Here is an 18,541-nt window from a genome sequence, read left to right on the forward strand (position 1 = left end):
CAGCTTGCCGCTCCTGCGGGGGCAACACCAATGAACGGGGAAATCTGGATCGTCGACGACGACCGCGGCGTGCGCTTCGTGCTGGCCACAGCGCTGCGCGACGCGGGCCTTGCCGTGCGCGAGTTCGACGCGGCGGATGCGGTGCGGATCGCCTTGCACAAGTCGCGTCCCGCGCTGCTGCTGACCGACGTGCGCATGCCCGGAGAGAGCGGGCTGGCGTTGCTGGAGGAACTGAAGTCCAAGGGCATAGCCCCGGTGATCGTGATGAGCGCGTACACCGACGTGGCGACCACCGCGGCGGCATATCGGGCGGGCGCGGCGGACTACCTCGCCAAGCCGTTCGACCTCGACCAGGCGGTAGCCACGGTGCGTCGCGCGCTGGCCGACGGCGCGCCGACCGAAGCGCCGTCGGCGGCCACATCGGCGCCCACGCACGCGCTGCTGGGCGCGAGCGCGGCCATGCGTGAGGTGTTTCGCCTGATCGGGCGCGTGGCCGCCAGCGACCTCAACGTGCTGGTCACCGGCGAAACCGGCACCGGCAAGGAACTGGTGGCGCGCGCGCTGCACGAGGAAAGCGCGCGGCGCGAGCGCCCGTTCGTGGCGCTCAACACCGCGGCGATTCCTTCGGAATTGCTGGAAAGCGAGCTGTTCGGCCACGAGGCTGGCGCCTTCACCGGCGCGCAGCGGCGCGTGGCCGGGCGCTTCGAGCAGGCCGAGGGCGGCACGCTGTTCCTCGACGAGATCGGCGACATGCCGCTGGCGCTGCAGACACGCCTGCTGCGCGTGCTCGCCGGCGGCGAGTTCTACCGCGTGGGCGGACGCGAGCTGATCCGCTGCGACGTGCGCATCGTCGCCGCCACCCACCAGGATCTGGACGCGCGCGTGGCCGCCGGCCAGTTCCGCGCCGACCTCAAGCATCGCCTCGACGTGGTGCGCATCGCCTTGCCCGCGCTGCGCGAGCGCCGCGAGGACATCCCGCTGCTGGCGCAACACTTCCTCGCGGCCGCGACGCGGGAACTGAAGCTGTCGCCCAGGCGTTTCGCCAAGGCCACGCTGAAGGTGTTGGCCCAGCGCGATTTTCCCGGCAACGTGCGTGAACTGGAAAACCTGTGCCGCCGCCTCGCGGTGATCGCCCCGGGTGCGGAGATCCTGCCCGCCGACCTGGGCGCGTCGTCGCCGGCCAGCGCGGCGGGCGACTGGACCGATGTCTTGCGCGCCTGGGCCACGCGCGCCTTGGCCGACGACGAGGCCGACATCCATGCCCGTGCCCGCGAAGCGCTGGATCGCGTGCTGCTGGAGGCGGCGCTGGCCGCGCATGGCGGGCATCGGCAGCATGCGGCGGCGGCGCTGGGGGTGGGGCGCAACACGCTGACGCGGAAGCTGGGGGCGTCGCGGGCGCGCAAGCGCTGATTCCATCGCCCATGCCGTGCGCATGTCGGGCTGAATCCCGACACGTCACGTGTCAGCGCTCCGCCCGCCGCAGGAACACCACCATCTCCTTCTCCGCCTGCTTGTCGCCGCGCTCCTGCGCCACGGCGATGCCTTGCCGCCATGCTTCGGCGGCGCCGGCGCGGTCGTCCGCGGCGAGGCAGGCCTTGCCCAGCAGTTTCCACGCCGCGGAATAGCGCGCGTCGAAGCGCAGGGCGTGGCGAAATTCCTCGATCGCTGCGGCGGCATCGCCCGCTTCCAGCAGCGCGTTGCCCAGTGCGTAGCGCAGCAGCGCGCCGTCGCGCGGGCCGCCGCACTGGCTGCGCAGGCCGGCGATCAGCGCGTCCCTGCTCACGGCAGCGTGCGCGAGCGCCCGCCGTCGGCCGTGTAGACCTGCGGCGGCTGCTCCGGCTCGGGCGGCGTGTTGCCGTTGCGCAGGTCGAGCAGCGTGGCGGCGGGCCATACCACCAGCCACGAGGAGCGGAACGGCTGGATCAGCAGCGCGTAACGCAGGGCCTGCGGATCGAGTTTCTCGGGGTGCTGCACGACCAGGCCGTCGGGATGCGCCTGGGCGAACGCGGCCAGTTGCCTGGGGTCGCGCAATTCCTCGATCGGCCGGATCAGCCGCCCCTGGAAATGAAACTCGCCCTCGTAGTTGCCGAGATAGCCGACTTCCTTGCCGGCTTGTTCCGCCGCGCCCAGCAGCAGCGAAGTGGGGCGCAGCTCGTAGCGCGGCCATATGGTGAGGGTGAACAAGGTATTGAGCGCCAACGTGCCGACCAGCCCCGCCACCGCCAGCCGGCGCAGCTCGCCGCGGCCGCGCAGCAGGAGCAGCAGGCCCAACAGCAGGAACACCACGGCGAAGTAGCGGCTGTACGGTGCGCAGGCGTCGGGCCATTCGCCGTGCAGGTGGTTGCCCGCCACCAGGTTGGGCAACACGAACAAGAGCAGCGCGAACGCGAGGCTGCCCACGCCCAGCGGCCAGGTGCCCAGCCAGCCGGTGTTGGCGAGTTTCGGCCGGCGTTCGCGCAGCGTGGCGATCGCGCCGCACAGCAGCAGCATCGTGCCGGCCAGTTCCGGTAGCAGGTAATACAGCTGCTTGCCGCGCACCAGCGAGAACATCAGGAAGGTCGGCAGCACCCAGCACAGGGCGAAGCGCAGGCCCGGTTCCAGCGGCCGGCGCAGCGCGGCCAGCGCCACCCAGGCGCGCGGCCAGCCGATGAACGGGAACAGCAGCAGCGGCAGCATCAGCACGTACCACAGCACTGGGCGCGCATGGCTCTGCAGCGGCTCGGCGGTCTGCACGCCGTGGATCACCCGTGCCGCGGTCTGGCTGAAGAACAGCCGATGCATGTAGGCCTCGCCGCCGGCAAAACCCGCGGGCAGCGCCCAGGCCAGCAGCATGGCGAAGCCCAGGAGCGTGGCCAGCACGCCGCGGCCGTACCAGCGTGCGCGATGCGTGCGTGCCCAGTCGCTCCACAGCGGGCCGAGCAGCCACGGGAACGCGACATGCAGCAGCATGACCGGCCCCTTGGTGAGCAGGCCGAAGCCGATGCACAGGCCGAACAGCCACCAGCGCGGCTCGTCGCGACGCACGCCGGGCGCCAGGCACAGCAGCGCGCCCAGCGCCCACACCGCCAGCAGCACGTCGTACATGATCTGCAGGCCGAACAGGAAGGCGTAGGACAGCGCCAGCAGCGTCCACGGCGCGGCCTTGGCCATCCACGGGCGGCTGGGGAACAGGCGCCGCGCCAGCAGCGAGATCAGCACCAGCTGGGCGCCGCCGAAGATCACTTCCAGCACGCGCGGCCAACCGTCGCCGACGCCGAACACGAACCAGCCGGCATGGATCAGCCAGAACAGCAGCGGCGCCTTCTCGCTGTACGGTTCGCCGTTGATGTGGGGCACCAGCCAGTGGTGCTGGTTCCACATCTCCCACGCCACCGCCAGCGTGCGGGTGGAGTACAGCGGCATCGGGCCGTGCGCGAAGATCGCCAGCAGCGCCACCACCGCCCACAGCGGCAGCCAGGGCCAGAGCGAGCGCAGGTGTTCGGAGCGGCGGTAGGGGTTTGGGGTCACGGGCAGGCTCGTGCGGGGGAACGGCGCGATTCTAGCCGCCATGGTCGCAGCGGCGGCGTAGGAGCGGCTTCAGCCGCGATTCGTATCGTCGCCAATCGCGGCTGAAGCCGCTCCTACCAAGGTTAGCGCGGCCAGCGCGCCGGACCCCAGTAGCCGATGCGCCGGCGGATCTTCAGCTTGCGCCACAGGTTCCACGGTTTGGCGCGGCGGTTGCGGCCACCCTTGGCGATGAAGCGGTCGATGGCGTCGAGGATGCGCTCGCTGGAGCGGCCGTCGCGATACGGGTGGATCGCGTCGGCGTAGGCGCGGATCGCCGCCATCAGTTCCGGCGGCCGACTCAGCGCGCGCTCGATCGCAGGCTCGAAATCCTTCGCCTCGTGGATGTCGATCAGCTGCGGGCCGGGGCGGCGGTTGTTGAACGTCACGACCGGCTTGCCGGTGAGCAGGAACTCGTTGAGCGCGGAGCTGGTGTCCGAGCACATCATGTCCACCTGGCCGAACAGTTCGAGGATGTTGTCGTTCTCGGCGAACGTGAGGTACTCGTTCTGCAGCGCCTTGAACTTCGCCACGGTGTCCGGATTCATCTTCGGGTGGAAGCTGACGATCCAGCGCCAGCGGCCGTCGCGCGACAGCCGCTTCACCTCCTCGTACAGCGTTTCCGCCGCGCTCCACGAGGGCGAGAAGGTGGAGTGGTAGAGGATCACCGGCGGCGTGCGCACCGGCGGCAGCGTGCCGCCCAGCTCGCGCATGAACGGGTCGATCTTGGGGAAGCCGGTCTCGATCACGCTGAAGTGGCCGAGCTTGTCGGCGATGGCCTGGAACTGCGCGGTGTCGCGCGGGCCGGTGGTGCAGTACAGGTCGAAGAAGCCGCGCACGTAGATGTGCCGCGGCTTGCCGGCGTCGAAGCCGTGGAAGGTCTCCACCTTCACGCCGGGGAAGAAGTGCGGCACCGCGTTGGACGAGGTGATCACCGCGAGCGGCTTCCACGCGCGTACCTCCCGTACCGTCAACAGGCGCTCGTCGGCGTGCAGATCCTCGGCGCCGGGACCGTCGAAGAACCATGCCGCCTCGTCGCCACGCGCGCGGATCGCCGCCTGGATCGGCCGCAGGATCGCCAGCGCGTAGCGCTCGGAACCGTAGAGGAGGTAGTGCTTGGGCATGGAGGTCGGGTGTGCGGAGGAAGGGCCTAGCTTACTTTGCTCCCTCTCCCCGCCGGGGAGAGGGCTGGGGTGAGGGGTGGTTCTTGCCAGGACCTAGCATCAGGGCGAAGTGCGCTTCGACAAGTACGGGGCAAGCCTTGGCCCCCTCACCTCAATCCTCTTCCTCGCTCCTCAAGGCAGGGCCATCCATGGCCCTTCCCCGCGTCCCAAAGGGGAGAGGAGGCAAACGTGCCGTGCAGGCCCGCAGTTTCGAACTGCGCAGTCGCGTGGGGCATCAATGCTCGATGCGATGTTTTTCCAATGCGTCGGCCGCCTCCGCCACCGACGCCGGGTTTTCCACCATCTCGTAGTAGCGCATGCGCTTGTACAGCGCGTAGCTGGCCGCGGTCTGCGCGATCACGAAGCCGCGCCAGCCGTCGAGCATGGCCAACCGGAACACGTAGTCCTTGAGGAAGGCCAGCAGGTACACGAACGGCGCCTGCCACATCCGCGCGGGCTTGCCCTTGTCGCGCCAGTCGCGGCACTTCAGCTCGGCGTAGCGCAGCACTTTGAGCTGTTTGTGCACCAGGGTGGGGTTGTTGGCGTGGTCGAACGGCGCATCGAAGGTGGGTGCCTTGCCCTCGAAACGCAGCGACTCGTGCACCCGCGCATCGCTCCAGCGCGCACGGCTGCGGTGGTAGAGCCGGGCCAGCTGCTCGCCCATGTTGGGGCGGTACCAGCGCATCGGCCGGCCCATGTAGATCGTGCGCCGGCGCAGCCACGCGGCGGGGGCGTCGCCCGCCATCAGCGCGGGCAGCTTGCGTTCCAGCTCGGCGGCCAATTCAGGCGAGAGGCACTCGTCGGCATCCAGCACCAGGATCCAGTCGTGGCTGCACTGGGTGGTGGCGAAGTTGCGCTGGGGGCCGAAGCCCAGCCAGTCCTGGTGCACCACGCGGGCGCCGTGCGCCTGTGCGATCGCCACGGTGCCGTCGTCGCTGCCCGAGTCCACCACCAGCTTCTCCGCCGCGAACGGCACGCTGTCCAGGCAGCGTGCGATGCAGGCCGCCTCGTTGCGGGTGATGACGGCGAGGGTGATCGGCAGGGAGGGCATGGCGGGATTCTAGCGGGCCGGCGCGCGTCTCCGTGGGTGGCCGCGTTGACGCCTTCTGCACACTCTGCCGACTGGTGGGCTGGGTTTCAGCTGGCGACAGGCATGATGCGGTCATCGTCATCATGCGCTGGCGCGTTCGCCGGCGTATTGATCCTGCGGGATGCGCCATTGGTTATGCTGCGCGCTGCGCAAGGGAGTGCGGTGGCGATCGCACGCGCCATGTCCGAAGGTTCCATGGGTCACGAGAAACACAACATACCGCTGATGCAGAGCCTGCCGGTCGCACCGCAGCCGCGCGCCGACATCGGCGCCGTACCGCTGTTCCTGCGCCGCCGCGGGTTCTGGCAGGGCGTGCTGGGCGCAGGCATCGTGTGGATGATGCTCGGCCTGGTGGCGATGCCCTCGGGGATATCGTTCAACCCGGGCAAGCTGTACCAGGGCAGCCTGATCGTGCTGTTGTACCTGCCGGCCTGGTGCCTCGCGCTGACGCTGCGGGCGGCGACCTGGAAGGCGTTGCTGCCGCTGCCGGCGTTCCGGATCTTCCTGCTGCTGCTGGCCTGGGCCACGCTGTCCCTGCTGTGGGCGCACGCACGGCATCCGGGCGACGAGCTCAGCCGGCTGCTGAGCGTGCTGGCCTTCGTGCTGGCGTGGCCGGTCTGGTTGGGCGAGGACGAACGGCGCGGGCACCGCCTGCTGTTGCTGGCAGGCCTGGGCGTCGCGCTGTTCGCGGGCTACTACTGCGTGCACTACCTGTACCGTCCGCCGGAGGACGGCCGCATCGTGGGCGAAGGTGTGATCGCGACCGCGAACTACGCCGCGGCGGTGATGGGCGCGGCCTGCCTCTGGCTGGCCTTGCTGCCGATCGCCGACCGGCGCGTCTCGGCGCTGCGCTGGCTGGCCCTGCCGGTGCTGCTGGCCTTCATCGCGCTGACCGGGTCGCGCAGCGTGTGGCTGGCGCTGGCCTTGTGCGCGATGTTCGCTCCGCTGTGGCATGCGGGGCGTGGCGCGCGCTGGCTGGCCGGCGTGGCACTGGTCGTGGTGCTGGCCAGCTGCTTCTGGCCGCTGCCGGTGCTGGTGGAACGCGGCACTTCGCTGCGGCCGCAGCTCTTCGTGCAATCCATGCACCTGATCGCGCAACACCCGTGGCTGGGCCTGGGCCAGAATGCGCCGTTCACGCTGGTGGTGGCCGGGGCCGACTACACGCACAGCCACAACGTGCTGACCCAGACCATGATCGAACTGGGCCTGCCCGGCCTGCTGCTGTTGGTTGCGCTCTGGCTGGCGACGGCCTGGCTGGGCTGGCGGCATCGGCAACGGGTGACCGGCCGGCTGGTGCTGGTGCTGTGGGTGTACGCCAGCGTGGTGCTGCAGTTCGACATGCCGCAGCTGCTGGACAGCCCGCGTCCCGGCTGGCTGCTGGTGTGGCTGCCGCTGGCGCTGGCGCTGTGGCTGGAGCTGGATGCGCGCCGCCGTGCGGTCGTCGCGGCTCGCTTACACTAGGCGCCTCGCGTTCCGGAACGACCCATGATGCGCAAGGTACTGGTGACCGGCGGTGCCGGCTTCCTCGGCTCGCACCTGTGCGACCGCCTGCTGGCTGACGGCCATGACGTGTTGTGCGTGGACAACTTCTTCACCGGCAGCAAGCGCAACGTGGCGCACCTGCTGAACCACCCGTACTTCGAGCTGCTGCGCCACGACGTCACCTTCCCGCTGTACGTGGAGGTGGAGCGCATCTTCAACCTGGCCTGCCCGGCCTCGCCGGTGCATTACCAGCACGATCCGGTGCAGACCACCAAGACCTCGGTGCACGGCGCGATCAACATGCTGGGCCTGGCCAAGCGGGTGAAGGCGCGCATCCTGCAGGCCTCCACCAGCGAGGTGTACGGCGACCCGGAGGTGCACCCGCAGCGCGAGGAGTATTGGGGTCGGGTCAACCCGATCGGCCTGCGCTCGTGCTACGACGAGGGCAAGCGCTGCGCCGAGACGCTGTTCTTCGACTACCACCGCCAGCACCAGCTCGACATCAAGGTGGTGCGCATCTTCAACACCTACGGCCCGCGCATGCACCCCAACGACGGCCGCGTGGTGAGCAACTTCATCGTGCAGGCGCTCAAGGGCGAGGACATCACCATCTACGGCGATGGCAGCCAGACGCGCAGCTTCTGCTACGTGGACGACCTGATCGAAGCCTTCGTGCGCATGATGGAATCGGAGCGCGGCTTCACCGGCCCGGTGAACATCGGCAACCCCGGCGAGTTCAGCATGCTGCAGCTGGCCGAGCAGGTGCTCGCGTTGGTGGGCGGGCGTTCGAAGCTGGTGTTCCGCCCGCTGCCGGCCGACGACCCGCGCCAGCGCCAGCCCGACATTGCGCTGGCACAGGAGAAGCTGGGCTGGCAGCCGAAGGTGGCGCTGGAGGATGGCCTGAAGGAAACCATCGCCTACTTCCGCCGCACGCTGGAGGCCTGAGGTGGACGCCGCGCCCGCGTTCTCGGTCGTCGTCACCAACTACAACTACCGCGATTTCGTCGCCGAAGCGGTGGACGGTGCGCTGGCGCAGACGCATGCGCCGCTGGAAGTGATCCTGGTCGACGACGGCTCCAGCGACGGCTCGCCCGACTACCTGCGCGAGCGCTACGGCCACGACGCACGCGTGAAGCTGCTCTGCGGCGAGAACGGCGGCCAGCTCGCCGCGTTCCAGCGTGGCCTCGCCGTGGCCAGCGGCGACATCGTGTGCTTCCTCGACGCCGACGACCGCTGGGGGCCGGATCACCTCAAGCAGGTGGCCGCGCTGTTCGCCGCGCGCAAGGACGTGGACTTCGTGTTCTCCGACGTGCGCCTGGTCGGCAACGAATCCGGCGTGCAGGGCTACGCGAAAGCGGCCTGCGATCTCGGCCACACCGTGCTCGGCACCTGGGTGTACGCGCGCTGGTACGGCGCGCCCACTTCGGCGCTGGCGTTGCGGCGCAAGCTGGCCGAACGCGTGCTCGACCTGCCCGCCGGCTTCGTGGCGAACTGGCGCATCAGCGCCGACAACTGCCTGGTGTTCGGCGCCAGCCTCCTCGGCGCGCGCAAGTATTTCCTGCCCACCGGCAACGTCGACTACCGCATCCACGGCCGCAACGGCTGGTGGCACGAGCAGGCGCGCATGCGCGAGTTTCCCGCGCAGTTCCGCTCGCGCTGCCTGATCAATTTCTACGCCGAGCGCATGCATCTGGATGCGCACGTACTGGATCTTGCCCGCGCCGAGTTCAAGACCCGCGAGCGCCCCGATTGGGCCGAGGCGCGCCGCTACGCCGGCATCGCGCTGCGTGGCCCTTCGCCGTGGTGGAAGCGGATCGAGCGGGCGCTGTCGATCCTGGCCCGCGGCCTGCGTGGGCGCTGATTCGGCCATGAGGGTCAGCGTCGTCGCGCTCACCTACAACTGGCCCGCGGCACTGGAACGCCTGCTGGCCAGCCTCGCCGTGCAGACGCGCCTGCCCGACGAGGTGATCGTGGCCGACGACGGCTCGGGCGGGGAAACCCGCGCGCTGGTCGAACGCATGGCGCGCGACTTCCCGGTGCCGCTGCGCCATGTATGGCAGGAAGACCGCGGCTTCCGCGCCGCGCGTGCGCGCAATCGCGGCATCGCCGCCAGCCGCGGCGACTACGTGATCCTGCTCGACGGCGACATGCTGCTGCATCCGCAGTTCGTGGCCGATCATTTGATGCTGGCCGAGCGCGGTTTCTTCCTGCAGGGCGGACGGATCAAGGCCACGCGCGAGGAAAGCGCGGAGCTGCTGGCGGGCGGCACGCCGGTGTTCGCGCCGTGGTCGCGCGCGGACTTCCACGAGTTCGACGGCATCAAGCGTCTCTATGCGTTCCGCCAGCCGCAGCTGGCGCGCTGGAAGGCGCGCTCGCGCAACGGCGGGCGGGTGATGAGCTGCAACATGAGCTTCTGGCGCGACGACCTCTTGCGCGTGAACGGCTTCGACGAGCGCATGGAAGGCTATGGCGCCGAGGATCGCGAACTGGTGGCGCGGCTGGAAAACGCGGGCCTGCGCCGCCGCGCGCTGAAGTGGGCCGCGCTGGCCGTGCACCTGTGGCACAGCTCGCGCGCCCAGCCCGACGTGAACGACCTCAGCCTGCCCAACAACCGCCTGTTCCACGCCACCCGCACCGAAGGCATCGTGCGCTGCGAGCACGGTATCGACGCTCATCTCGCGGAATTCGAATCCGACGGCGGTTGAGCGTTGTCCGTCATCCGGAATCGCGTAGCGATATCCGGGATCCAGTGTCTTTACGCAACGAGACGGCGCATCAAGAGCGCCGGATATCGTCAAGCGCCGTGCGCAGCCGCGCCGGAAACGCGGCGCGTTCGGACTCGAACCACGCCCTCGCGTCGGCGCCCAGCGCATCGGCCTCGGCCTGCGGCATCGCCGCGCAGCGTTCGATCGCGTGCGCCATGTCCGCGTCGCGGAAGCCGTACAGCGTGGCCAGGTCCTGCGTGCCCGTGGCGTGCGCCGGCACCAGCACGCCGCGCTCGGCGGTCACCAGCTCGTGCATCGGCTCGGCGTCCAGCGTCAGCACCACTGCGCCGCAGCTCATGGCCTCGACCAGATAGTGGCCGTAGCCCTCGGTCTGCGAGGGGCACAGGTGGAAGCGGTGTTCGTTCTGCAGGCGGCGATAAGCGTCGTCGTCGAGATGCTCGCGTAGCAGCACCACGTTGGCGGGCAGCGCATCCAGCTCCACCCGCTTGCGCCGCCACGCCACGGTGAGCACGGGCCATTCGGGGTGCGCCGCCCACAGCCGCAGCAGTGCCGCCGTGCCCTTGTTGGCGCTGCGGCCGGGGCCATGGAAGAACGCATGCCGGCGCGGCACCGCAGGGTCGCGGCGGTCGGGACTGGCGAAGCCGATGTAGCGAACGGGCTTGCCCAATGCCGCGAACAGGCGCTCGGCGTGGCGGGTCTTGGCCCACACCATGTCGATGCGATCCAGCGCGGCGCGATCCTGGGCGCGGAAGTATTCCGGATTCGGTATCAGCGCGTTGCGCCGCGCGCCGGGCGCGAACTCGGGGCGCACGCGTTCCAGCATCAGGTTGAGGTCGAACGCGGGTGCGCGGCTGGACAGGCGCAGGCGCGTCAGCCATTCCGCGACACGGCCACGGTGCGGCAGCGCCGAGCTGTGCACCGCCGCGCCGGCCTCGCCCAGCGCGGCGGCAAGCAGGGCCATGTCGCGGCTGAGGCCTGCGCCGTTGTCGCGGCCGAGCAGCCGGATGCGCGGCGCATCCGTCACGGACCCGCCTGCATGTCGGCGGAAGGATCGTCGTCCGGCGACTCGTCCACCTTGGCGCTGGGCAGGCAGCCCGGCACCAGCGCCTCGGCCCGGAACATCCACCAGTCGCGCTGGTTGGCGTGGCCGAGATAAATCGCTTTCGCGCGATCCACGCAGTCGCCCATCGCCGGCTGCTGCACGAACAGCCAGCGCGTGGCCGGTGCCTGCGCCTGCCATTGCACGGCGCGGGCGAACTGGATGTGCCACGGCACCTTGAAGCCGAAGTCGGTGGCCGGGCGATCGAGCATCAGCAGGTTCTGTTCGGTCCACGCGACGAGGCCCAACTCGTCGTGCGGGCCGAGATGGCCGCGCACTTCGGCCATCAGTGCGGAGGAGGAACTGGAGGGATTGAGCAGCGGCACCGCCCAGCAGCCCCAGGCCAGCCACAGCGCGGCCATGCCGCCGCACACCGCCCACACGGCGCGGCGCACGCGCAGCACGGCGACCAGCGCCAGCTGCACCGCGCCCAGCACCACGCACATCCACCACAGCGCGGCGCCGCCGTCGGCGAGGTCGCGGTCGACGGCGAACTGCGCCACCTTCGGGGCGTGCGAGAGCAGGGCGTAACCGCCCAGTGCCAGCATCGCCGCGCCCAGCACGGCGATGAAGACCAGGCCCGCCACGCGCAGCCAGCGCTTCGGCAACAACTCGTCCACGAACGGCGCGCAGGCCAGCGCCAGCATCGGCAGCGCGGGCAGGATGTACACGTCGCGCTTGCCCGGCGAGGCGCTGAAGAACAGCAGCACCAGCACCACCCAGCCCAGCGGCAGCAGCACGCGCGCGTCGCGCGCCTTCAGCCGCTGCCACCAGCGCGGCAGGCAGCCGGGATAGAGCAGGGACAGCGGCAGCCAGCTGAACAGCAGGATCGGCAGGTAGTACCACCACGCGTGGATGTGATGCCACGCATTGGCATAGCGCTTCGCGGTCTGCTTGAACAGGATGTCGTGCACGTAGGCCGCGTAGGCTGGATTGCCGTCGCGCGCCTGTGCGGTGAGCAGCATCGGCAGCAGCCACAGCGCGATCGCCGCCAGCACCGCCGCCAAGCCCAGCAGCCAGCGCCACCATGCGCCGCGGCCGGGACGCGCCACGCCGTCCCAGCCGCGCCAGGCGGCCCAGGCGTAGGGAATCAGCATCAGCAGGGCGAGGAAACCCACACCCTTGGTGATCACGCCCAGTCCCGCGCAGAAGCAGCCGAACCAGTACAGCGGCCAGTTCGCCCTGGCGCCGGAGTCGGGCGGTGCCAGCAGGTGGCGCAGCAGGCCCCAGTTCGCCGCGGTGATGAAGAACACCACCAAGGGATCGATCTGCGCGCGCTGGCTCTGGTAGACGAACTGGAACGCCAGCAGCAGGCCGCCCGCGGCGTACAGGCCGGTGCGGCGGTTCCACAGCCGGCGGCCGAGGTCGTAGACCAGCAGCAGCGTGCCCAACCCCGCCAGCAGCGAGGGCAGCATGAAGGCCAGCCGCCACCAGCGCACCAGTTCGAAGCTGGCCGCCTCGGCCCACATCAGCATCGGCGGCTTGTCCGCGTACAGCTCGCTGCCGCGGTGCGGGAACATCCAGTCGCCGCTCTCGACCATCTGCTTCGCCGCCAGCGTGAAGCGCGGTTCGTCCGAGGGCCAGGGGTCGCGCAGGCCGATGCCGGCGCCGAGTATCACCAGCGCGATCAGCAGAAACAGCCAGAACTGGCGGCGTTCCTGCGGCGTGGCCTTGGAAAGAGCAGACATGGAACGCTCAGGGAGTGTGAGGAGGGCGAAGGTTTTTGCTTTCGCCTCTCCCGCTGGCGGGAGAGGCTGCCCGAAGGGCTGGAGAGGGAGCTTTTCGATGGATCGAAAGCATGACAGCGGCGCGGCTCCGCCGCGCTCCCTCTCCCGCCTTCGGCACCCTCCCCCGCACGCGGGGGAGGGGACAGTCATGGAGCTTCCGGCATTCAGCGCTTTTCGAGCACCGCATAGTACATGCCGTCGAGGTCGCCATCGCCGGGCAGGATCTGCCAACCCACGGCGGCGGCCCGTCCCACGGGCAGTTCGAACGCGACGGCGTGCGCATCCGGTTGCGCCGCCAGCAGCTCACCCACGATCGCCTCATTCTCCGCGCGCAGCAGCGAGCAGGTGATGTACAGCAGCCGGCCGCCCGGCGCCAGCAGCGGCCACAGCGCGGCCAGGATGCGCCGCTGCTGCGCCTGCAGCGCGGCGATGTCGCTGGCACGGCGGTGCAGGCGCACGTCGGGGCGCCGGCGCAGCACGCCGGTGGCCGAACACGGCGCATCGACCAGGATGCGGTCGAACGGCTGGTGGTTCCACCAGGCCTTCGGCGCGCCCGCGTCGCCGGTCAGCAGGCGCGCATCCAGACGCAGCCGCTGCAGGTTCTGGCGGATGCGGTCCACGCGCGGCGGCGCGGAGTCCAGCGCGGTGAGGTCGATCTCCGCGCGTTCCAGCAGGTGGCAGGCCTTGCCGCCCGGTGCGGCGCAGGCGTCGAGCACGCGCAGGCCGCCGCGCAGGTCGGCGAGGTCGGCGGCGATTTGCGCGGCGCCGTCCTGCACCGCGAAGGCGCCGTCGTCGAAGCCGGGCAGGCGGGTCACGTCGGTGCTGTGCGGCAGCACGATGGCGTCGGCCAGCCAGCTGTGCGGTTCGGCCGTCTGGCCGTCCAGGCGCAGGCGCTCGATCAATGCCTCGCGCGTGCCGTGGCGGCGGTTCGCGCGCAGCATCAGCGGCGGTTCGCGGTTGTCCGCCGCCAGCACCGCCTCGGCCTGTGCCGGCCAGTCGCGCGCGATCGCCTCGGCCAGCCAGCGCGGGTGCGCGTGGCGGGTTTCCGGTTGCGCATCGAGCGCGGCGAGATGCGTGGCGCGTTCGCGCTGCCAACGCCGCAGCACGGCGTTCACCAGACCCGCGAACTGCGGCCGCTTCAGCGCGCGCACCGCCTCCACCGTCGCCGCCACCGCGGCGTAGTCGGCCAGCTCCAGCACCTCCAGCTGCACCAGCCCGAGCACCAGCAGCGCATGCACCACCGGCGCCTTCTTGCGCAGCGGCTGCTCCAGCAGGCGATCCAGTGCGGCGTCGAAACGCGGCCACCAGCGCGCGCCGTCGCTGACCAGGGCCATGAGCAATGCGCGATCACGGGAATCGGGGAGTCGTTGTGCGTGGCGCTCCATCGCTTCGCGCAGCGAGACGCCGCGAAGGGCCACCTGCGCCAGCGCCTGCGCGGCCAACGCGCGGACGTCGGCACTCATCGCGTTTCACTCCCTCGCCCCTGTGGGGTACGCGGGGAGCGACCATGGATGGTCGCGGCTTTGAGGAGCGAGGAGAGGGTTGGGGCGAGGGGACGGAGCTTGCCATGAAGTTCGGGCTGGCGTGGACCGTGCGGCCCAGGTTTCCGGGCGGCGAGCCGGTGATGCTCCCGCGAGTACCCGACCCTCACCCCAGCCCTCTCCCCGTGGGGGAGAGGGACCCGGGCGCGGGTCATGGGCGGGCCTCGCGCAGTTCGGGGCGTGCGTTGAGGTAGTCAGCGGCGCTGATGCGTCGGCCGCCGGCGCGCTGGATCGCGGTGACACGCAGCACGCCATCGGCGCAGGCGAGGTCGAGACCGTCCCGGTGGACGGCGAGCAGGGTGCCGGGCGCGGCGGCGTGGCGCTGGTCGAGGGCCGTGGCGCCCCAGACCCGCACCCGCTCACCGGCGATTTCCGCATCGCTGCCAGGCCACGGGTCGAAGGCGCGCACCTGGCGTTCCAGCTCGATCGCCGGTCGGGCGAAATCCAGCGCCGACTCGGCCTTGTCCAGCTTGTGCGCGTAGACGACGCCGTCGGCGGCCTGCGGCGTGGCGGCCATCGTCTTGCCGGCCAGCACGTGGCGCAGGCCTTCGGCCAGCGCTTCCGCGCCGAGCGCGGCGAGGCGGTCGTGCAGCGAGCCGCCGGTGTCCGCGCGCGAAATCGGCGTGCGCCGCTCCAGCAGCACCGGGCCGGTGTCCAGGCCGGCCTCCATCTGCATGAGATCCACGCCCGTCTCGGCGTCGCCGGCGAGGATGGCGCGCTGGATCGGCGCCGCGCCGCGCCAGCGCGGCAACAGGCTGGCGTGCACGTTCCAGCAGCCCAGGCGCGGGATCGCCAGCACCTTGCGCGGCAGGATCAGGCCGTAGGCCACCACCACCATCAGGTCGGGTCGATACGCGGCCAGCGCAGCCTGCGCCTCGGCGCCCTTCAGTGATTCGGGCTGCTCCACCGCGATGCCGGCGGCCAGCGCGGCCTGCTTCACGGGACTGGGCGCGAGCTTGCGGCCGCGGCCGGCGGGGCGATCGGGCTGGGTGTAGACGGCCACCACGTCGGCGCCGCTCCCGCGGCAGGCTTCGAGGCAGGGGACGGAAAATTCGGGCGTGCCGGCGAAGACGACCCGCATGCTCAAGCGCTGGCCGCCTGCTTGCGCTGCTTCTCCAGGCGCTTGAGCAGCAGCGAGCGCTTCAGCGGCGAGAGGTAGTCCACGAACACCTTGCCGGCGAGGTGGTCCAGCTCGTGCTGCACGGCCACCGCCAGCGGACCCTCGGCCTCGTAGATGAATTCCTTGCCGTCCACGTCGCGGGCCTTCACCTTCACCTTCAGCGCGCGGGTGACGTCGGCATAGACGCCGGGGAAGGACAGGCAACCCTCCTGGTAGACCTGGGCGCCGTCCTTCTCGACGATCTCGGCATTGATCAGCACCAGCGGCTGGTTGCGCTCGTCGCTCATGTCGATCACCAGCACTTGCTGGTGCACGTTGACCTGGGTGGCGGCGAGGCCCACGCCGTTGGCGGCGTACATGGTCTCGAACAGGTCGGCGACGAACTGCCGGAGTTTTGCGTCGAACACGCCGACCGGCGCGGCCCGGGTGCGCAGGCGGGGATCGGGGAATTCGAGGATGGTGAGCAAGGACATGCCGGTATTGTAGTACGCCACCGGCGTGGACGAGCCGACGGCAATGCCCCCACGGCGGCCATGGATTCTGCGACCCGGTGCCGATTGCACCGCTTAATGCTTCGGTTACACTCGCTCTCACCGCGGGGAGGGGGATTCCCACCAATGTTCAAGAAAGCCTTCACGGTGCTGGCCGGCACCATGGTCGCGGCAGCGGTGTGTGCCGCCGGCGCCGCGCAGCTGCGCAGCAACCATCCCGATTCGTACACGGTGCGCCGCGGCGACACGCTGTGGGGCATTTCGGCGAAATTCCTGGTCAAGCCGTGGCTGTGGCCGGAGATCTGGCAGGCCAATCCGCAGGTGAAGAACCCGCACCTGATCTACCCGGGCGACGTGCTCAACCTGTCCTTCATCAACGGTCCCGCGCTGAAGCTGACGCCCAGCATGCACCGCGAAGGCGAGGCGGTGCCGGCGATCCCGCTGGATGCGCTGAAGACCTTCCTGAAGGACCTGCGCGTGATGGATTCCAGCGCGGTCAGCAAGGCCCCCTACGTGGTGGGCGTGGAAGAGAACCAGCTGCGCGCCACCTCGGGCCAGAACCTCTACGTGCGCGGCCTCGACAGCCAGCCCGGCCAGCGCTGGGCGATCGTGCGGCCCGAGCACGTGTTCCGCGGTTTCGACGACGGCTCCGGCGGCAATGCGGTGTTCGGCGACGAGCTGTACGCGAACGCGGCGATGGTGAAGTCGCCGTGGGAAGAGGACTTCGACAACGGCTCCGGCCACTATCGCCGCGGCCGCGACATGGGCGTCGAGGTGAAGGTGATCGGCACCGCCGAGACGCTGCGCACCGGCGACCCGTCCACCCTGCTGCTGCTCGATTCCACCCAGGAAGTGCGCAGCGGCGACCGCATCATGCCGGTGGACGACAACCCGTACGACCCGTACTTCTACCCGCATCCGCCGAAGGACCAGCCCAAGGACGGCCGCGTGATCGCGTTCACCGACGCGATGGACGCGGTGGGGCCGCACCAGGTGGTGGCGCTGTCGGTGGGCTCGAAGGACGGCGTGGACAACGGCACCACCTTCGCGATCTGGCAGCCCGGCGAGAACATCCACGACGACGTGGCCAGCAACAGCTGGAACCGCGGTGTGGGCAAGCGGGTGACCCTGCCGGAGGAATACATCGGCCACGTGATGGTGTTCCGCACCTTCGACAACGTCAGCTACGGCCTGGTGATGGACGGCCTGCGTCCGGTGAAGAAGGGCGACAAGCTGCGCCTGCCGGAATAAGGTTCACATAGGCATCGACCGACACGACGGCGCGGCTCAGTCCGCGCCGTTTTTGTTGGAGCCGACTGCGTACACTGCGGTGATGGACGAAACGGAAGAACTGCGCGCCTGGCTCACCGCCCTGCGCACTCCGGGCCTGGGCCAGGGCGGCCTGCGCGAGGCGCTGGCCGCGGCCGACGGCCGCATCGATGCCGCGCTGGTGCGGCTGCGCCGGCAGGCCGCCGCGCTGGACGAGGGCGCCGCCGCCTGGCTGGACGCGCCCGACGAGGCGCGCCTCGCCGCCGACCTCGCCTGGCTGGCCGAACCCGGCCATCGTCTGCTGCGCTGCACCGAGGCGGATTTCCCGCCGTTGCTGGAAACCATCCCGCAGCCGCCCGCCGCGCTGTTCGTGGCCGGCGACGCCGGCCTGCTGCTGCATCCGCAGGTGGCCATCGTGGGCGCGCGCGGCGCCAGCCCGGCGGGGCTGGAACACGCGCGCCGCTTCGCCCGCGCGCTGGCGCTGGCCGGTTTCACGGTGACCAGCGGCATGGCCGATGGCATCGACGGTGCCGCCCACGCGGCCGCGCTGGATGCGGGCTGCGCCACCGTCGCAGTGGTCGGCACCGGGCCGGACCGGGTCTACCCGCGCAAGCACCACGCGCTGGCGCAGCGGATCGCGGCGCAGGGCGCCGTGGTCAGCGAGTTCCCGCCCGGCACTGCGGCGCGCGCCGACCACTTCCCGCGCCGCAACCGCCTCATCTCGGGGCTGGCGCTGGGCACCGTGGTGGTGGAGGCGGGCTTGCAGTCCGGCTCGCTGATCACCGCGCGGCTGGCCGGCGAGCAGGGTCGCGAGGTGTTCGCGCTGCCGGGCTCCATCGCCAACCCGCTGGCGCGCGGCTGCCACCGGCTGATCCGCGACGGCGCCCGGCTGGTCGAGGAGCCGGCCGAGGTGATCGAGGCGCTGGCCCCGGCGGCGCGTGCGCTGGGGGTGGAACTGGCCGAGCGGCTGGCCCGGCCCGATGCCCCGGCCCCCATCCGCGACGGCGGCTGGCGCGACGACCCGGACTACCGCCGCCTGCTCGATGCACTGGGCCACGACCCGGCCACACTGGACGAGCTGGTGCGGCGCAGCGGGTTGGCCGCGGCGGCGCTGTCCTCGATGCTGCTGATGCTGGAGCTGGAGGGGCGCGTGGCCGGCCTGCCCGGCAACCGCTACCAGTGCATGCCGGGGTAGTCGGTGCCCCGAAACCCGCGCCACGGCGCGCTTTCACGCCGCCCGGCTTGACAGTCTGCCGGCCGGCGTGGTCTCACTAATATATAGACATGTCG

General features: G+C 70.6%; 16 protein-coding genes. 7 read left to right on the top strand and 9 right to left on the bottom strand.

The window, feature by feature from the left end:
• Positions 1-30 precede the first annotated feature (30 nt).
• Positions 31-1,410, top strand: a complete 1,380-nt coding sequence (gene ntrC, locus AB7878_RS09390; protein ID WP_439653823.1) for a nitrogen regulation protein NR(I) — start codon at positions 31-33, stop codon at positions 1,408-1,410.
• A gap of 52 nt (positions 1,411-1,462) precedes the next feature.
• Here the strand turns inward: ntrC and AB7878_RS09395 are convergent, their stop codons facing one another.
• The 4 genes from AB7878_RS09395 to AB7878_RS09410 all read right to left on the bottom strand — a co-directional run bounded on the left by AB7878_RS09395 (position 1,463) and on the right by AB7878_RS09410 (position 5,757).
• Complete coding sequence (locus AB7878_RS09395; RefSeq protein WP_369494111.1) at positions 1,463-1,783, bottom strand: hypothetical protein; 321 nt, start codon at positions 1,781-1,783, stop codon at positions 1,463-1,465.
• Positions 1,780-3,549, bottom strand: coding sequence for an ArnT family glycosyltransferase (locus AB7878_RS09400; RefSeq protein WP_439653781.1), 1,770 nt, complete (start codon positions 3,547-3,549; stop codon positions 1,780-1,782). The genes AB7878_RS09395 and AB7878_RS09400 overlap by 4 nt, the downstream gene beginning before the upstream one ends.
• An 80-nt stretch (positions 3,550-3,629) precedes the next feature.
• A complete protein-coding gene (locus tag AB7878_RS09405; protein WP_369494113.1) occupies positions 3,630-4,667 on the bottom strand; it encodes a CDP-glycerol glycerophosphotransferase family protein in 1,038 nt (345 codons plus the stop codon).
• 274 nt (positions 4,668-4,941) lie between these two features.
• Complete coding sequence (locus tag AB7878_RS09410; protein ID WP_369494114.1) at positions 4,942-5,757, bottom strand: glycosyltransferase family 2 protein; 816 nt, start codon at positions 5,755-5,757, stop codon at positions 4,942-4,944.
• Positions 5,758-5,991: 234 nt separating this feature from the next.
• On the opposite strand from AB7878_RS09410, the gene AB7878_RS09415 reads away from it, so the two are divergent.
• The 4 genes from AB7878_RS09415 to AB7878_RS09430 are packed head-to-tail and all read left to right on the top strand — an operon-like array spanning position 5,992 to position 9,983.
• Positions 5,992-7,257 carry an O-antigen ligase family protein gene (locus AB7878_RS09415; RefSeq protein WP_369494115.1) on the top strand — a complete coding sequence of 422 codons (1,266 nt, stop codon included), beginning with the start codon at positions 5,992-5,994 and terminating at the stop codon, positions 7,255-7,257.
• A gap of 27 nt (positions 7,258-7,284) precedes the next feature.
• Complete coding sequence (locus AB7878_RS09420) at positions 7,285-8,223, top strand: UDP-glucuronic acid decarboxylase family protein (RefSeq protein WP_369495749.1); 939 nt, start codon at positions 7,285-7,287, stop codon at positions 8,221-8,223.
• A 1-nt stretch (position 8,224) separates the two neighbouring features.
• Positions 8,225-9,139, top strand: a complete 915-nt coding sequence (locus tag AB7878_RS09425; protein WP_369494116.1) for a glycosyltransferase family 2 protein — start codon at positions 8,225-8,227, stop codon at positions 9,137-9,139.
• 7 nt (positions 9,140-9,146) lie between these two features.
• Entirely contained in the window at positions 9,147-9,983 is an 837-nt protein-coding gene (locus AB7878_RS09430; protein ID WP_369494117.1) for a glycosyltransferase family 2 protein, read from the top strand.
• Positions 9,984-10,053: 70 nt separating this feature from the next.
• Here AB7878_RS09430 and AB7878_RS09435 read toward each other — a convergent pair whose 3' ends face one another.
• The 5 genes from AB7878_RS09435 to def all read right to left on the bottom strand — a co-directional run bounded on the left by AB7878_RS09435 (position 10,054) and on the right by def (position 15,964).
• The gene (locus AB7878_RS09435; protein WP_369494118.1) at positions 10,054-11,028 is read right to left on the bottom strand and encodes a glycosyltransferase; all 975 of its coding nucleotides are present in this window, start codon (positions 11,026-11,028) and stop codon (positions 10,054-10,056) included.
• On the bottom strand, positions 11,025-12,791 hold the full coding sequence (locus AB7878_RS09440; protein ID WP_369494119.1) for an ArnT family glycosyltransferase: 1,767 nt from the start codon (positions 12,789-12,791) through the stop codon (positions 11,025-11,027). Before AB7878_RS09440 ends, AB7878_RS09435 begins: the two co-directional genes overlap by 4 nt.
• A 203-nt stretch (positions 12,792-12,994) precedes the next feature.
• On the bottom strand, positions 12,995-14,293 hold the full coding sequence (gene rsmB / locus AB7878_RS09445; protein ID WP_369494120.1) for a 16S rRNA (cytosine(967)-C(5))-methyltransferase RsmB: 1,299 nt from the start codon (positions 14,291-14,293) through the stop codon (positions 12,995-12,997).
• A 229-nt stretch (positions 14,294-14,522) separates the two neighbouring features.
• The gene (gene fmt / locus AB7878_RS09450; protein WP_369494121.1) at positions 14,523-15,452 is read right to left on the bottom strand and encodes a methionyl-tRNA formyltransferase; all 930 of its coding nucleotides are present in this window, start codon (positions 15,450-15,452) and stop codon (positions 14,523-14,525) included.
• Between the two features lie 2 nt (positions 15,453-15,454).
• Positions 15,455-15,964, bottom strand: coding sequence for a peptide deformylase (gene def, locus AB7878_RS09455; RefSeq protein ID WP_369494122.1), 510 nt, complete (start codon positions 15,962-15,964; stop codon positions 15,455-15,457).
• Between the two features lie 144 nt (positions 15,965-16,108).
• Here def and AB7878_RS09460 point away from each other — a divergent pair, with 144 nt between their 5' ends.
• Both AB7878_RS09460 and dprA read left to right on the top strand, forming a co-directional pair.
• The gene (locus AB7878_RS09460) at positions 16,109-17,233 is read left to right on the top strand and encodes a LysM peptidoglycan-binding domain-containing protein (protein WP_369494123.1); all 1,125 of its coding nucleotides are present in this window, start codon (positions 16,109-16,111) and stop codon (positions 17,231-17,233) included.
• An 82-nt stretch (positions 17,234-17,315) separates the two neighbouring features.
• Entirely contained in the window at positions 17,316-18,446 is a 1,131-nt protein-coding gene (gene dprA / locus AB7878_RS09465; protein WP_369494124.1) for a DNA-processing protein DprA, read from the top strand.
• The last annotated feature ends 95 nt before the right edge of the window (positions 18,447-18,541 follow it).

The sequence above is a fragment of the Rhodanobacter humi genome, assembly GCF_041107455.1.
Classification (GTDB): domain Bacteria; phylum Pseudomonadota; class Gammaproteobacteria; order Xanthomonadales; family Rhodanobacteraceae; genus Rhodanobacter_A.